The following is a 16,377-nucleotide window of genomic DNA, read 5'->3' on the forward strand; positions in this document are numbered from 1 at the left end:
AGTTAGGTATGCTGCTTTTCAATTGTTCTGCATAAGGTACATTCTGGCTTCGTAAGCACGCAGCTCATTGTCTGGCAGCATATCTGTGTAATTGGCAAGCAGCAGTTTGGCTGAGGATGACAAATGTTCCTGAAGCGGAAGCTGCACCGTTTCTCCCCGGAAGTTACAGACAACCATGATCTGATTCTCATGTAATGTGCGTGTGTAAGCAAATACATCCGGATGTTCCGGGAAAATCAATTCATAATCGCCATATACAATGACCTCATGATCTTTTCTAAGCTGAATGAGCTGTCGATAATAATGGAAGATGGAGTCCGGATTTTGAACATTTTCCGCATCATGGATCTCCGTATAATTCGGATTGACTTTAATCCAGGCCTCTCCTGTCGTAAATCCTGCTTGATGGGAGTCATCCCACTGCATGGGTGTTCTCGCATTATCACGCCCTTTGGCGTAGATCGACTCCATTACTTCATGTTCGGGATATCCTTTCTCCATTCTTTCCTTATAAAAACGAAGCAGTTCAATATCCCGATACTCCTTGATCTCATATTGAACATTCGTCATGCCCAGCTCTTCACCTTGGTAGATGTATGGTGTTCCCCGCATGCCATGCAAAAGGGTTGCCAGCATTTTAGCAGATTCAACCCTGAACTCCCCGTCATTACCCCAACGTGAAACAATTCGAGGCAGATCGTGATTGTTCCAGAACAAACTGTTCCACGCTTCGCCTTTGAGCTCGGTCTGCCACTTGGACAGCACATCTTTCAATTCCATTAGATCTAGAGGTTTGAGATCCCACTTCCCTCTCCCCTCCTGCTCATCCAGACCGATGTGCTCGAATTGAAATACCATGGAAAACTCACTGCCATCAGGGTTGCTGTACAATTTTGCAATCTCCGGCGTGGCTCCCCATGTCTCTCCTACGGTTAACAACTCCTTCCCTTTCTGGAATGTTTCCTTACTGAGCTCCCTGATATATTCATGCAGAAGAGGCCCGTTTCCTGTAATTTTGAAATCCGCTTCTTTCCCGATCAAATCTATGACATCCAGGCGGAATCCGCCTACACCTTTTTCGATCCACCAATTGATCATGCTGTAGATGTCCTGACGGACTTTCGGGTTCGCCCAGTTCAGGTCCGGCTGTTTGACAGAAAATAAATGCAAATAATACTGTCCAATCTCGGGCACCCATTCCCAGGCTGAACCGCCGAAGGTAGATGTCAGGTCATTAGGGGGTGTTCCTTCAATCCCGTCCCGCCATACATAATAGTCATGGTACGGGTTGTCCTTCCCTTTTTTAGCTTCTTGAAACCAAGGATGTTCGTCAGATGTATGATTCAGGACCAGATCCATAATGATGCGTATGTCTCGTTTGCCGGCTTCATGAATTAAAGCCTCCATATCTTCCAGCGATCCAAACATCGGATCAATATCCTGGTAATCCGAAATATCATAACCATAATCATCTTGAGGAGACTTGCAAACAGGTGATAACCAGATCGCACCGATCCCGAGATGCTGCAAATAATCCAGCCGAGAGATAATGCCTCTTAAGTCGCCGATTCCATCTCCATTGCTATCTTGAAAACTGCGCGGATAGATTTGATAAACGACGGTCTCTTTCCACCATTCTTGCTGTTCCATGTTTCATTCCACCTCTCTGACGCTGCCTAAAGGCTGTGCCTACGGTTATTTTAGTAAAGTTTCAATGCGGTTGTATATTAAGATACTCACGGCTGCAATCTCATGGCAGGATGTTATTCCTTAACCGATCCAACAACGATCCCGGTTACAAAATACTTCTGAAGCAGCGGATAAATCAGCAGTAGTGGAATAACAGCAACGACGATCTTGGCTGCATTCAAATTTTTGTTGGATATCTCCGTAAGGCTGCTGAGCTCGCTGGAGTTCGTTCCGGCTTGGAGCAGATCCGCAATATTGACGTTAAGTGACTGGATATAGGTCATAAGCGGATAATTGCTTATTTTCGTCATATAGATCAACCCGCTGAAGAAGTCATTCCATGTACCCACGATACTGAATAAGGCCACTGTTGCAAGTGCGGGAATGGATACGGGAACGTACACTTTGAATAAGACCTGAAGCGGATTGGCTCCGTCAATGAAAGCTGCTTCCTCAAGTGCTTTAGGAACGGCTGAGAAGAAATTCATGACCAGAATGACACTGAATATGGGTACTGCTCCCGGCAAAACAAGTGCCCAGATTGTATTCAGCATGTCCAGATTTTTAATCAGCAGGTAGCTGGGAATCATACCGCCGCTGAACAGCATGGCAAAAATCATAATGTTCATATAAATGTTTCTGCCTTTGAACTCTCTTTTGGATTTGGACAACGGATACGCCATTAGAATAATCAAAATCATGTTCAGCGCAAGCGAGAGTGCCACACGAAGAATGGATATGCCGAAGGAGCGCCAGAACTGGGCATCATCGATAATTCGGGTATACGCAGCTGTTGTAAAATGAACAGGAACCAGACCGACGGCGTTCGCGGATACCGCTTCGCTGCTGCTGAAGGAAATCGCAACAATATTCCATAACGGCAGAAGGCAGATCAGCGCAAGCATAATGACGATGGCATAGATGCACACCCGGCCCATTCGATCTTTGAAGTTTGCGGAATATGACACAGACGTTTGCCTCCTTAGAATATTTTACGATCGGTATATTTTTTGGCGAGCTGATTGGCAGACAGCAGCAGGACGATGCCGATTACGGATTTGAACAGACCTACAGCCGTTCCGAAACTGTACTGTCTTCCGACCAGGCCAATCCGATAAACATAGGTATCCAGAATGTCACCTGATTCATACACCACCGGATTATAGAGATTATAGATTTGGTCAAAACCGGCGCTTAATATATTCGTCAGACTCATCACACCCATGAGCAGAATAATAGGCAGCATGCCTGGCAGCGTAATATGCCATACTTTTCTCCACCAGCTGGCTCCATCCATACCTGCAGCTTCATATAAGCCTGGATCAATGGACGTAATGGCTGCCAGATAAACGATGGAACTGTAGCCGAATTCCTTCCACACATCCGTCCCAATAATCAGCGGCTGAAACCATGTGTTGCTGCCTAGAAAATTAATGTGCTGCAGTCCAAAAAAGGTCAGGATCTGATTCACAATGCCATCCAGACTGAACATATTAACAACGACGGACGCGAGCACGACCCAGGACAGAAAGTGCGGTAGATACACGATCGTCTGGACTGATTTTTTAATCGTTTTCATCCGAATTTCATTAAGCAGTACGGAGAAAATGATCGCCATTATTGTGCCGATCAGAATCTTGCCCAGAGCGATCACCAGTGTATTGCTCACCACTTGGGCAATATCCGGCAGCTTGAACATATAGACAAAATGTTTTAACCCTACAAATTCGGAGCCGAACATACCTTTGGCAGGAATATAGTCTTGAAAGGCCGTAATCACACCAACCATCGGTACATAGCTGAATACAAGCAAAAACAAAATGCCCGGTATCATCATCATATGGTACATCGTACCTGAGCGGATGCGGCCATTAGTCTTGTATAATCGTTGTTTCATGAACTATTCTCCTCTCCTTATGAAGAAAGGCTGCGCATTCGGATTACGCGCGCAGCCCTGCAGCTATCCATAGATGATTATGGTTTTGCGCCGATCTCGGCTTCGATTTCTTGAATAATCTGCTCACCGCCTTGTTTCTTCCAATTGCTCACGAATGTGTCGAAGTAATCGAGTGGTTCAGAACAGGTTACAATTTTGATAAATGATTCCTGTTCCAGCTTGGTCAGGTTAGCCCATGTCTGTTTCATGCTTGGGGTCGTTCCCGAAAAAGCAGGAGTCATCCACACGAACTTGTCTTCTTTGGTCAGCTTGTCGATCAGTCCCACACCGTTAATGCGTGAGTGATATTTCGACCAAGCTGTAGTGTTATCCGTGTCCATATCACTCAGATATGTTTTGATGCTGCCAATATTGTTTTTGGATTCGGTTGTACGAACCTCATCCAGGCTGATCTCTCCCTTAATCCCGCGCACAACGTCCGAATAATCGTCCAGCAGCGATGTCGCCGAGTTAACTTCAATATTGAATGGGCGGGTAGAACCGTCCACGCCGGTCTCTTGATACTTGGCCGCTTCCGGCATCGTTGTGGCCACGTCTTTGTCATTGGCCAGCTTATCGTAGAACAGGTTCAAAATTTTCACCGCAAGTTCGGGATGCTCGTATCCTTTTCTCACCACAATAAATTGATTGGAAGGATTAGCATGTGCGATGTTAACCTTACCATCTGCATCCTGCAGTGCATAAGCTGAAAATTTGGCGTTTTTATCCATCTGTTTGACGCTGATCAATCCCCAGTCAGGAATATGCCAAGGTCCGAAGGCAATGCCGCTCTGCCCGTTTGCATACAGCGCGGTAATATCGTCAAATGTACGAGTTCCGAATTGAGGGTCGATGATGCCTTCTTTGAACCAGTCTGCCATAATTCCGAGCAGCTTCTTCGTTTCTTCTGTCGTTGAACCGTAGAGGATTTTACCGTCGTCTCCTCTCATCCAATACTGCGGAAATGCCTGCTGCGTTGAAGCTGCTCCCAGCATCGTATACGCAGAGCCGTTGTAATCCGTTGTATTCAACGTGTTAACAAAAGGAATACCGACCGGATTGCCGGATTGTCCCGGATCTCTTTTCAGGAATTCCTGTGTCGTTTTCTCTACCTCTTCCAGTGTTATGGCTCCGTCTCCATCGGCATCAAGCTTGATGCCAAGCAGATCCACCCAGTCTTGGCGAACCCAAACCATCGTTGGCGCAGAATCCAGAGAAGTCGCGGGAAGTCCCATCAAACGCCCGTCAATCGTTGCGTTGTCCAACGCACGACCATCGTAGGAATCGTAAATTTTCTTAATCTCATCCGTGGCATATTGATCATAAATGGTTGTTAAATCCTCGATCAGATCATTGTCAACCAGTTCCTTGAGCTCATCTTTGGAATCGACACGCATCATATCGGGCAGTTCCCCGGATGCAATCGCAAGCGAGACTTGGCGGCTGTAATCCTCACCATTCGCTTCGAACTGATCTGTGATTTTGGCATTGAAGGTGTCTTTGACCAGCCGGGTATAGGCGTTGTTCTCATACGTATCTCCCGCGGGCAGCTTTGGATTAGCCGTGGTCACTCGTCCCATCGTTACGTTTATTTCGTCTTTATACGCACTGAATGGATCGCCCGGTGTTACTTCATATTTGCCTGCTTCCTCTGCAGTAGGAGCTTCTGTCTTGGCTCCACATGCTGCCAAGGCAGCAACCATCAAAGCAGACATCGACAGCACAGCTAAACGTTTGGTGAACAGATTGCTTCTTATCGATCGTTTTGTTCTCATCTTGTTAGATTCCCCTTCAATCTGATTTCGTTTTTTGTGTACGCTTTCATTATAAGGTGGACTCCGTTCCTCCCGGGATAGGGATTACACGCCCCTTTAGATAGATTAATGTTAACAGTTCTCAGGTGGAATTCCCTTATACCATTCGCCTGTGAACATTCGTCCTACCTGCTGTCATCCATTTGTCTACCCGCCCCTGTGTTTACATTTGAAAAGAAAAGCCGGCAGCTCCTTGGTTAAGGATACTGTCGACCTGTAAAGATGACCTCGCTTATCATTTTGAAATTTTAAGAACGTAATGAATCCTCTGTATCCGATCTGTTACTTCGTTTCTCGCCAGCATGTCGATATTCGCTTGGCAGCAGACCTGTCATTTCACGAAAAATCCGGCTGAAATATTTCTCATCCGTATACCCGACTTGCTCCGCAATCCAGGAGATGGTGTGATGTGTACTGACCAAATATTCTTTGGCTTTCTCTACCCGAACAAACCGGGAATAATCATTAAAGGTGCGTCCCATCAGCTCTTTGAAGCATTGACTGAAATAACTTCGGCTGATGTTGAGCTGTTGTGAAAGCTCGGAAGCAGTATGTGCTTGTGTCAAATCATGCTGTATGATAATCACTGCATTTTTTACAGCCTCTATAATTTCAGGTGAATACGCCTGCTGTTGATCAGCCTTCCGAATATTGGCTGCCGTCTGCTTGATCCAGTCCTGCACTTCGTGCCAGGAATGGAATGAATGGATCATGGCGATTTTACCGAGTGAGGTGTGGGCAAATAAGCGATTCCACTCCATGACAATGAAATAAAGCAGCCCTGTTAGCTGCGCTTTCTGCAGCTGCAGTGCTTTAAATTGAGCAATAAGCCGGTGATAGTCCTGTTCTCGGTGTGCCCAGGCTGTTTGGAACCAGCTTTGCTTCATTCGGTCCAGTTCTTCATCCAGGGGTTCTTCTATCTGCTGGTGCTCATCCTTCATCGTAAGATGCATGACTTGCTGATCGGGAGAGTAAGCGTAGAATAACGCCGTCTCCGTGTAATTCATAATCCAGTTTTTGATCTGCGACCACGTTCGCCCCTGTACATCAGACAGCACTAATAGTGTGCTGTTTGGAGCTTGAAGCTGTGTTTTCTTAACCCGTTCATACACCTGCTCTTCCTGTTCCTTACGTGCTGCCCACATCCAGCTGTTCCGTTCAATTTCCCATCGAACCTCAGAATGGTCAGTCGAATGCAGGTGATCGCCCCACGACGGTTCGGATTTGCGATCCTGTGATATAAGAGCATACACGGTTGAATAATGAACATTCGTTTCATCGGGCGAAGGAAGTTGGCGAACGGTCTTGGCTGATCCGCCCATCCGTGTATGGATGCGCTGCAGCACATGCTCGAACTGCTCTTTTTCCAGCTGCACTTTAGCGATATAGTCGATTGCGCCCAGCCGAAGTGCTTCCTGGATATAATCGAAATCCTGATGCAGGGTTAACACCACAATATGAAGCTCCGGATAGAGCTGCTTCGCGGCTCTCATCAGTTCAATGCCGGACATCACCGGCATCGCCAGATCCGTCAGCATCAGATCAACGGGATGGGATTGCAGAAATTCCAGCGCTTTCTGTCCATTGCTCGCTTCCCCTATAACCTCCATATTGAATTCATTCCATGGCATCGCTGAGCTGATGCCTTTGCGTACCAGTTTATCGTCATCAACAATCAATACTTTAATCATGATGAGTGTCTTCTCCTTTTATAGGCAGTTTCAACAGCATACTTGTCCCCGTTCCCGGTTCACTTTGAATGACCAGCTGTGCTTGATCGCCATACTGGGCCTGCAGCATACGATGAACATAATTGAGTCCAATGCCCATTCCTACCTTTTCCTGTTCGGCTTCTCGGTTGTTCAGCAGTTTCTGAATCGCTTCCTCACTCATGCCTGAGCCGTTATCCTCGATCAAAATGTTCAATGTCGACGTATAGGTGACCTCGATCTGAATAAATCCATCATCGCTCAGCCCATGATAGAGCGAATTTTCGACCAGCGGCTGCAGAATGAAGCGGGGTACGGGAATCTGAAGTACCTGTTCATCTGCGGTAATGCGCACATCGAATTCAAAATCATAGCGAATCTGCTGTAGAATCAAATACTGCCTTAACGCATCAAGTTCTTCCTGCATGGTGGAGACCTGCCCCAATTTACCAAGGTTGTAATAGAGCAGCTTGTTCAGTGCCTGCACCAGCTTGTCAATCTCTCCTTGTCCGTTCATTACTGCCAGCCAGTGCACTGTATCCAGTGTATTCATCAGAAAATGTGGATTGATCTGATAGAGCAGCTTCTCTACCTCCAAGTCGGCACGGATCTTTTCTTTCTGCTGCACTTCCGTAAACAAGTCACCAATCTGGTGCTGCATATTGGAAAACTCGCTGAGCAGAAAATCAAACTCGGGAATCTCCGTACGAGCCTGACTGCCTGTCGTTTGCGGATTACTCGACATGCTGTTGATCTCGGAATGAAACAGACTGAGAGGTCTGTACACCATCTTCCACAGCAGCCACGCAAGAAATACGGTAAAGCCTAGGAAAAATAAAGCAACCAGCAGAATCCGGACCAGCCATTGATTTTTCTCCTGTTGGTATTGATTCTGTGAAATGACGGATACAACACTCCATTTTTGCGGAGAACTGGTCTTGAACCAGTGGTATCCTCGCGATATTCCGTCTTGGGCAGACGCTCCTGTTAAGGTGTTGAAATTCTCTCCCACACGAATGGTCCCTGGGATTTCGCTGTAGACGGTGTTTCCTTCGGCATCAAGAATGAGATGGGATACGGTAGTGTTGTGCTGATTGGCACCAAGAATATCCTCCGTCAGACGGAAGCCGGATTCAACATAAATATACACATCTTCTCTGCCTGGCAGCTTTACCTTTCGCATGGCGGACAGAACAAGCTCGTCATTGAACCGATTCATACTGATGTGCGGACTGTGATATTGGATGCCATAGGATTGAAAGAGAGCGGGCAGCGATTCGGGAGAAAACTGATCTTTGATCGGAAAATTACCGAATTGAGTTGTGCCTTCTTTTTGAAAATAATACAAGGTCAAACCGATATTAGGATTGGTGAACGTAACAACACTTAACTCACTCTTTAATTCGTCTCTCGCTTCGATTAATTCAAAAATATCAGAGGAGGGGTTCAGAAATTGCTGCAGTCTCTTGCCCGCAGTGCCGCTGTATGATAATTGCTGGGTCACGTGATTCAAGTTGGTGATTGAGTTTTCCAAAGAGGAGTTAACCTGCTGCAGACTGCTTCGGATGCCATCATCAATTTTATTGGCGAAAATCGAATCGATCGTATAATACGAAATGGCAAAAATACTGATAAAGGGGATAAACGCACTGAGGAAAAACAACAGAAAGATTCTTTTCTTTAGTGTCATGTTGATATTCTCCTTGCTAAATGAAACAGCAAGCCTCCTGCTGCGGAAGCTTGCCTTTGCTTTCATAATTATAAAAGGTTATCTAAATAAGTCAAACGCTTTCACGCCGAATCGAAATTTATCTCGATGGCATTAAACAGAAATGGCTTCCCCTCCAAATAGCGCCGGATAATCGCTTGGGCATAGGGGTACTACGCCAAGAGGAAATCCGCTCTGCTGCTGTATGATGTATTTATAAGTCAACATAACTTACAGCGATCGAATTAGGACCTGTATGGGAGCCGATGACACATCCGCCCTCAATAATGATGATTTCTTTAAAATGGTTGGCTTGCAGCAGAGATGCATGCAGCTTTTCAGTCATTTTCTCAGCAAAAGTCTGAGCGATTACGAGTACGTTTGGACAGATCTCATTTTTCCGTGTAACAATCTTTTGTACAACCCCGTCCAAGGCTTTCTCCATTTTCCCGCGGTACTTCTGTATGGAGCGCACCTCTCCCTGGATGATATTCAGTACAGGTCGCACTCTGAGTACATTACCAATCAAATGTTGTAAACTGCTCACCCGTCCGCCTTTATATAGATAATCCAGTCGGTCCACTAGAACCTCAATATGGACTTTCTCTCTTACATTCTCGATATCTTGAATGACCTGCTCAAGCGAATGTCCGGCTTCAAGTGCTTGCGCTGCCCGTATAACCAACATGGCATAGCTCGCAGATAAGTGCATCGAATCCACGATATGAATTCGACCAGCCGGAAATTCAGATGCTGCAATATGTGCATTTTGATTGGTGGAAGACACCTTGGATGACATACTGATGAACAAGATTTGATTGCCTTCGTTAAGCTCTCTTTCGAAGACAGGAACAAAATCGGAGGGTGACGGTGCGGCTGTTTTGGGATTGATCCCTTCTCGATCCGAACGTTGGTATAACTGTCCTGTAGTGATTTCTATGTTATCCTTATATGATTCTGTGCCCATAACGACATATAGAGGTACAACACTGATATTGTACTTATCCATGAGTTCTTTTGATAAATCTGATGTGCTGTCAACTATTATTTTAATGTTCTGATTCATTTTCATAGTTACATCAATCCGATCTTATAGGATTTTGAAGCGATAAATAAAAAAAATAATATCATTTGATAATAAAGTATATCATTTTATGATGTGAGTCAAATTTACTAAACAGATCAGGGATAACGCAGCCAGATGTTCACATGGATGTGATCAGCCTCACATACCAGGTATGCAGCTCATTCCGATTGGGGACTAATATGTTTAACCAGATCCGTCAGCTTGGTTGTAAATTCTTTAACCATTTTGGGAATCGTTTCATCCGTTCTTGTGATTCTGCCCAATATAGCTGTACCGTCCGAGCTGAACTGATGTATAGGAACGGTGACTAACTGCTCCTGATAGATGGAAGACAACGCAGTTACGATAAAGTCGGGAGCAATAGTAACTGCATTTCCCTTAACAACCATCTGACACAGAGCATCTGTGTTATTGGTGATCAAAGATATACGGTTACCATCACTGGCAGACATTAAATGGTGCGCTATTTGTTCGATATGTTCATCTTTATACAGAACAAACACCTCATTTTTCAATACTTGAGGAGATATCGTTTTGTAGAAACGCAGGGGCGATTGTGTATTCATGATTAACACAGCACTGCCTTCAACAATAGGGACCCATTCCAATGAAGTATTCTGCTGGCTTCTACTGTAAGAAAGCAATCCCATGTTGGCGTATCCATCCTGAACGTGTTTTATTACGGTTTGGGTATCTCCTTCGATCATCTGAACTTTAAGTGCGGGATACGTATGCATAAGTTCTAACGTAGCTTGAACCACTTGAGGAACCAAACCTGGAATGGTGGAGATCGTGATGCTCTCGATATGTTCTTCTTTAAGGCTTAGCAATTCGTGATGCATATGATCTAAGTTGTTGAGTATAGCTGCGGCATGCTGCAGCACGAGCTCTCCTTCTGCTGTGGGAACAACTCCCTTTTTGGTACGATGAAAGATAGTGGTGTCTATCTCTTCTTCCAATTGTTTAATGGACTGACTGATCGTTGGAACTGTCAGATGATGAACACTTGCGGCCTTTGTAAACGAACCCCACTGTGCAGCAGATATCAGATATTGCAGCTGTGAAATATTCATTCTATCCTCCATATCTTTAAATATTTATTTAGGATACAAATTATATTTAAATATCATTTATGATTATATTCAAGTATTCTTTATACAGGAGGTTGATATTATGCGAAGCATACGAAGTTTTCTAGTAGAAATGCTGCTGAAGATGACGAAACAAAAGCTTGATGCAAAAGAATTTATGGAGCAGCGAAGAGAAATGAACAGCATCCCTTACGAAGTACCTACCAAACTTAAACATAAGTATAATATAACGAAGGAACGCAGCCTCCCGGTAGATACGTATGTGTTGAAATCTGATTCACAATCGGACCATCGGATCGTTCTATATTTGCCTGGCGGAGGATATGTTGAGCAGCCCTTGACATGGCATTGGCATTTTTTGAATCAACTGAGGAAGCAGTTACATTGTACGGTGTACGTTCCTGTTTACCCTAAAGCACCGGACTATCAGTATATGGATGCGATTGAGAGTGTACTCATGGTTTATCAGCATCTATTAAAAATAGCTAAACCCGAAAACATCGTCATCATGGGTGACTCTGCAGGTGGTGGCCTGTCACTAGCCTTTGCGCAGTATTTATTAGAACAAGGACTGCCGCAGCCCAAGGACATTATTCTGTTGTCACCGTGGCTTGATATAACATTAAGCAATCCGGCAGTACTCGCCATGATCGATAAAGAACCTATGTTGAACTGGGATATGCTGGTCGAGGCCGGGAAAAGATACGCCGGTGAAACTCCGCGCTCCCATTACTTGGTCAGCCCCATCCATGGAGAGATTAAAAATTTGGGTAAAATTTCATTATTTATTGGAACACATGAATTTTTCCTTCCGGATGCCCGCAAATTCAAAGAAAAAGCAGCCCGCCAATTCGTTGATATCAACTATTTCGAGTATCCAAAAATGAATCATGTCTTCCCCGTATTTCCTATACCAGAAGCCAAAAAGGCACTTGGACAGATTGTTGAGATTATTAATAGGCAGATATTGTGATCACTAACAATTAGGTGCTGCAGTTCCTTGCAAATATTTACGAAGAGCACAGAAAAAAGCCGCTGTAGAGCGGCTTTTTCGGATGCTTCGCGCAGTTCCCGTAGGTATTCCTTTTCCAATCAATTCCAATATCTAACATTTCTATTCCGCTTATTGATCCAGCGCAGCCAAGCGGGTGGAGGGGTGAATGCTGCGAATGAGCAGGATTCCGTCATACTGATCTCGGGGAATCATTTTCTCATCCAATACTCCCCATGCCTTGACAGTACGAGGTGTATACATCCATTCGGTCGCTGGATTTAACTCTTCGTCTCTCATGTTGATAAATCGGGCCGCACCCATGTCCGTTCCCACAATATCCTCAAGACTGCCCTTCTCATGAGGGAGAACTTTCTCCTCTACCCCGTTGTTTTTCTTCGAACTTCCTTCTTGGGCAAATAACCCGATTACATAATTTGCCTGTTTGAGGGAGTAAGGCAGCAGCTCTCCCATCGTCGGATAAGGATTGTGGTCAAAATCGTACCCGTTATGCTCTGTAATCATCGTCGAATTGTTTTTACGTATGTGATAGTTATGACCCCATATGATTATTTTCTCGTTTGGATAGACATTTTCAGCAAGCCAAGTAAGGTTACCGGCCATGACGCGGTCTCGTTCATAACTCGCCATTTGTAACTGTTTCTCAGGGTCAATTCCGGCAAACATCTTAACGATGTGAGGATGATAGTTATCCAGCATATCCAAGCGGTTTTGTAACACACGCTCAATCAAAGGCACGAGGTTGGTCTGATCGGCCTCAGCTTGATTCAATTCATCTCGGTGTTCTCGTACGAATTGTTGAAGAGCTTGATACTTTTCTTTGATCTTCTTTTTTTGCTGATTAAAATCATCGATTTGGTTAATCTTGTTCATTTCCTTATACCACTGCTCCGTCTGGGCAAAGGCTTTGGCTTTACCTGGATCTACTTGGTTGAACCAATGCTGAATATAAGTAATAAAAGAATGGTCTGCGCCTTGAGAGTCAAAACCAGTCAGGATTAGCGGATGATCGGTTTTACTCTGCTGCGCGATGTATTCGAACAGCGGCAAGTTCTCTTGTACCTGCCATACGCCATAGATGGAGCTTTTCATAAATTGTTCTGTTGTCATATGATGTCTCTGTGCATACGCCACAGCACTATCCGAAAGATTAGACTCGAATGCAATCACGTTATAACCTAATTCCTCATGCAGGAATTTGACGAGCCGGACTTTCATCGAATTGTATTCGGATGCCCCATGCGAAGCTTCACCGAGACTGACCATGCGCTTATCCGCTAGAACAGATTTCAGGAAAGTTAAGTCGGTGTAAGAATCATCTTTTTCAGGTTTGACTGATGTTAACGTTTTCGCATTTGAGCGGATATGGTCCTGCCAGGTTAGATCGGATGACATCTGAGTCTCTTGAACCGTTGTAGGCAGTCCTGTCATGTAGGCGGTATCACCAGTACCTGCCATACTTAAGCTGCAGACCGCTGCTGTAGATAATAATACCTGTTTGTACCATGGTTTCATTAGGCTGACACTCCTCTGCTTTGATGGAGTCCAGCATAACATTCCTCGTTTAAAGCCAGTCCACTTGATGTTTAAGGTTAGTTTAAGAATGGAGGGACGAAGATTAAAAATCTTCCGCAGCAATTGAACCTGACATCATCAGTTGTAAAAAATGGGGGAAATCTTCCGCCACTTTTGTAACCTCTTCAAATTCAGGTTCTTCCCCGCGCACAACCGCACCAGTTTCACTGGATAGATCAATGGCATAATAGGAATAACCATCATGAACAGACATCATTATCGGCAGATGCTGATCCCACCAACTCGTGATTTCGGATTTCCACACATCATCGTTTGCAGCTGCTTCGAGGCTGATTAATTCATATTCATTCCAGTGGAATTCCGAATTGGAACTGTTATTGTAGTCAGCCTCGCACAGGAACCAGGTCTGCTCGCTGGTTGACATGCATTGGCTGACCAAACGTAAGAATGAGGCATACTCGTCGGGAATAATCTTGTATCTGGCAATCCATTGTTGATTCAGGTGGAGTTCAGGTTCTGACTTTAGGGTTACCATCCAACCGCTTAATTCAGCCCATGTGATGAAATCCAGAACGACTTTATCCATACAGCACCTTCTCTCTAGGAAGATTATTTCCGTACAATCCAGCGCAGCAGCACCGGTCAAACGTCATCTTTAAAATGGAAATGTTCGTGATGGATCGAATTCATTCCTGCCAGCTTCCCCGTTTTCTTGTGGTAAAATGCAAAGTTTTGATTCAGCGGCAGCTCCAGCAGTTGATAATTGTGGTCGCGGGGTAAAGAATCGATTTCTTTCAAAGCTGCCTCTCTCGTGCTGTACATGCCGATCGGATAGAAATTAGGGAAATGTGCAGATGCCTCTGCTGCGAATATTCCCCAGATGAAATCAGTCAAATGGAGTCAACCCTTTCCTCTGTAATGATCTACCGCCGCCTGCTCAATCGCAAGTCCTTTCGTGTACCGTTCCATAAACCGGGCAAAACCGTTCACATCCGAAATGTCTGGATCTATCCTGATTGCTTCCACGTCATTGAACACTTTCAGGTTGAGGTAATCTGTCAAGCTCTCGTTATTTTCCTTATACATCATGTAGGAAGCCAATACTGCTATACCCCATGCACCGCCCTCACCAGCAGTAGGCATAACAGATACCGGAACGTTAAGTGCAGCTGCGCACATTTTCTGGCCAATTAAGGGCGTTTTGAATAATCCGCCATGTGCCAAGATATGGTCAATCTTTACATCCTCTCTCTCCGTTAAAATGTCCATACCGAGCTTTAATGCGCCAAATGCACTGAACAGATGTGTTCTCATAAAATTAGCGAGTGTAAATCGGCTCTCTGGCGAACGAACAAATAAGGGACGTCCTTGGGTTATGCCAGTAATCTTCTCTCCCGAATAGTAACCATAACTCAGCAAACCGCCGCCATCCGGTTCTGCTTCGAGCGCTTTATTGAACAAAACATGAAATAAGTGACTGGTGTCGGCTTTATATCCCAACGCTTCACAAAATTCATGAAATAATCTGACCCATGCATTAATATCACTAGTGCAGTTGTTGGCAAGAACCATACCTACAGGGCGTCCATCAGGTGTAGTCACCATGTCAATCTCGGGATATACCCCTATATCTTTATCCAGAACAATCATAGCAAAAATTGATGTACCTGCAGATATACTGCCGCTGCATGTCTGAATACTGTTCGCAGCCACCATACCTGTTCCGGCATCCCCTTCCGGAGGACAGAATGGAATACCGGCTTGAAGATCACCATCCGGGTCGAGGAGATTCGCACCAACGTCATGAAGATAACCCGCATGTTCACCAGCTGAATAGACAGAAGGTAGAATGTCTTCAAGCTTCCAGGGGTAATCATTACGGCTAATTAGTTCGTTGAACTGCTCCATCATCTCTTCATTGTATCCTCTTGTCGACCTATTGACCGGGAACATGCCTGAAGCATCCCCCACCCCGATCACTTTACGGCCTGTTAGAAGAAAGTGAATGTAACCCGATAATGTTGTCATATATTTAATGTTCTTTACATGTTCTTCATTGTTTAAGATAGCTTGGTACAGATGCGCAATACTCCAGCGCTCAGGAATTTTATATTGGAATTCCCGGGTTAACGAAGCTGCTGCCGTACTCGTTGTGAGATTACGCCAAGTACGAAATGGAACTAACAATGCTGCTGCTTTATCCAGAACAAGATAACCCTGCATCATGCCGGATATTCCGATAGAACCAATTCTGTGCAGACTCACTCCATAGTTCTTCATAACCTGCTTTTTTAATCGAGCGTACACTTCCTGTAACCCTTGAATCATCTCATGTGCATGATAAGTCCAGTTATGATTAATCCATTGATTTTCCCAATCATAGCTGCTGGAAGCAATGATTTCGAATTCATTATTGATCATAACGGCCTTGATTCGTGTCGATCCAAATTCAATACCAAGCGAGGTGTTACCGCTGACGATCGCTCGTTTCAGATGTTGATCCATTACGTGCGCGCACCACCTTTTGGGAGAGTGATATCATATGAACTGAATAACTTGGTGTGATAATAACATGTTTTGCGGACTTTGTATATTGGATAAACTAAGTTTTGGTATGAAATGCTGCTCACTCTATATCGGGTCTTGTATTAGGTGCACAGATGTGTCGGGGCTGAAAAAGCATTATGGAGGCCGCAGAACAAGCTTGTGGGAAAATTAAACAGGGAGTGAACAAACGGCATAGAAGCAGCAATCGCCGCAAACCTGTGCAAACGGTAGGATGCGGCGATTTGTAC

Annotated in this window: 13 protein-coding genes; 1 reads left to right on the plus strand and 12 read right to left on the minus strand. The window is 44.8% G+C overall.

Annotated elements, in window-relative coordinates; all coding sequences use genetic code 11:
• Nucleotides 1–18 precede the first annotated feature (18 nt).
• The 8 genes from ABXS70_RS11220 to ABXS70_RS11255 all read right to left on the minus strand — a co-directional run bounded on the left by ABXS70_RS11220 (nucleotide 19) and on the right by ABXS70_RS11255 (nucleotide 11,016).
• Complete coding sequence (locus tag ABXS70_RS11220; protein ID WP_366295845.1) at nucleotides 19–1,650, minus strand: alpha-glucosidase; 1,632 nt, start codon at nucleotides 1,648–1,650, stop codon at nucleotides 19–21.
• A gap of 113 nt (nucleotides 1,651–1,763) precedes the next feature.
• Nucleotides 1,764–2,657 carry a carbohydrate ABC transporter permease gene (locus ABXS70_RS11225; protein WP_342556165.1) on the minus strand — a complete coding sequence of 298 codons (894 nt, stop codon included), beginning with the start codon at nucleotides 2,655–2,657 and terminating at the stop codon, nucleotides 1,764–1,766.
• 14 nt (nucleotides 2,658–2,671) lie between these two features.
• Nucleotides 2,672–3,586: an ABC transporter permease subunit gene (locus tag ABXS70_RS11230; RefSeq protein WP_366295847.1), complete on the minus strand. Its 915-nt coding sequence runs from the start codon at nucleotides 3,584–3,586 to the stop codon at nucleotides 2,672–2,674.
• Nucleotides 3,587–3,663: 77 nt separating this feature from the next.
• On the minus strand, nucleotides 3,664–5,400 hold the full coding sequence (locus tag ABXS70_RS11235; RefSeq protein WP_366295849.1) for an extracellular solute-binding protein: 1,737 nt from the start codon (nucleotides 5,398–5,400) through the stop codon (nucleotides 3,664–3,666).
• A gap of 287 nt (nucleotides 5,401–5,687) precedes the next feature.
• Nucleotides 5,688–7,130, minus strand: a complete 1,443-nt coding sequence (locus ABXS70_RS11240; RefSeq protein WP_366295851.1) for a response regulator — start codon at nucleotides 7,128–7,130, stop codon at nucleotides 5,688–5,690.
• Nucleotides 7,123–8,838, minus strand: coding sequence for a histidine kinase (locus ABXS70_RS11245; RefSeq protein ID WP_366295852.1), 1,716 nt, complete (start codon nucleotides 8,836–8,838; stop codon nucleotides 7,123–7,125). The genes ABXS70_RS11240 and ABXS70_RS11245 overlap by 8 nt, the downstream gene beginning before the upstream one ends.
• Nucleotides 8,839–9,070: 232 nt before the next feature.
• Nucleotides 9,071–9,928 carry a DegV family protein gene (locus ABXS70_RS11250; protein WP_342556160.1) on the minus strand — a complete coding sequence of 286 codons (858 nt, stop codon included), beginning with the start codon at nucleotides 9,926–9,928 and terminating at the stop codon, nucleotides 9,071–9,073.
• Nucleotides 9,929–10,101: 173 nt separating this feature from the next.
• Complete coding sequence (locus ABXS70_RS11255) at nucleotides 10,102–11,016, minus strand: LysR family transcriptional regulator (RefSeq protein ID WP_366295854.1); 915 nt, start codon at nucleotides 11,014–11,016, stop codon at nucleotides 10,102–10,104.
• Nucleotides 11,017–11,098: 82 nt separating this feature from the next.
• On the opposite strand from ABXS70_RS11255, the gene ABXS70_RS11260 reads away from it, so the two are divergent.
• The gene (locus ABXS70_RS11260) at nucleotides 11,099–12,007 is read left to right on the plus strand and encodes an alpha/beta hydrolase (RefSeq protein WP_366296616.1); all 909 of its coding nucleotides are present in this window, start codon (nucleotides 11,099–11,101) and stop codon (nucleotides 12,005–12,007) included.
• Between the two features lie 150 nt (nucleotides 12,008–12,157).
• Here ABXS70_RS11260 and ABXS70_RS11265 read toward each other — a convergent pair whose 3' ends face one another.
• From ABXS70_RS11265 to ABXS70_RS11280, 4 genes are all read right to left on the minus strand, one after another.
• Nucleotides 12,158–13,561: an erythromycin esterase family protein gene (locus tag ABXS70_RS11265; RefSeq protein ID WP_366295856.1), complete on the minus strand. Its 1,404-nt coding sequence runs from the start codon at nucleotides 13,559–13,561 to the stop codon at nucleotides 12,158–12,160.
• A 103-nt stretch (nucleotides 13,562–13,664) separates the two neighbouring features.
• On the minus strand, nucleotides 13,665–14,168 hold the full coding sequence (locus tag ABXS70_RS11270) for an SMI1/KNR4 family protein (protein ID WP_342556157.1): 504 nt from the start codon (nucleotides 14,166–14,168) through the stop codon (nucleotides 13,665–13,667).
• A gap of 56 nt (nucleotides 14,169–14,224) precedes the next feature.
• Entirely contained in the window at nucleotides 14,225–14,476 is a 252-nt protein-coding gene (locus tag ABXS70_RS11275) for a hypothetical protein (RefSeq protein ID WP_342556156.1), read from the minus strand.
• Between the two features lie 6 nt (nucleotides 14,477–14,482).
• Nucleotides 14,483–16,087 (minus strand): FGGY-family carbohydrate kinase, encoded by a 1,605-nt coding sequence (locus ABXS70_RS11280; protein ID WP_342556155.1) that lies wholly within the window; start codon nucleotides 16,085–16,087, stop codon nucleotides 14,483–14,485.
• Between the last annotated feature and the right edge of the window lie 290 nt (nucleotides 16,088–16,377).

Source organism: Paenibacillus sp. AN1007 (assembly GCF_040702995.1).
Classification (GTDB): Bacteria; Bacillota; Bacilli; order Paenibacillales; family Paenibacillaceae; genus Paenibacillus.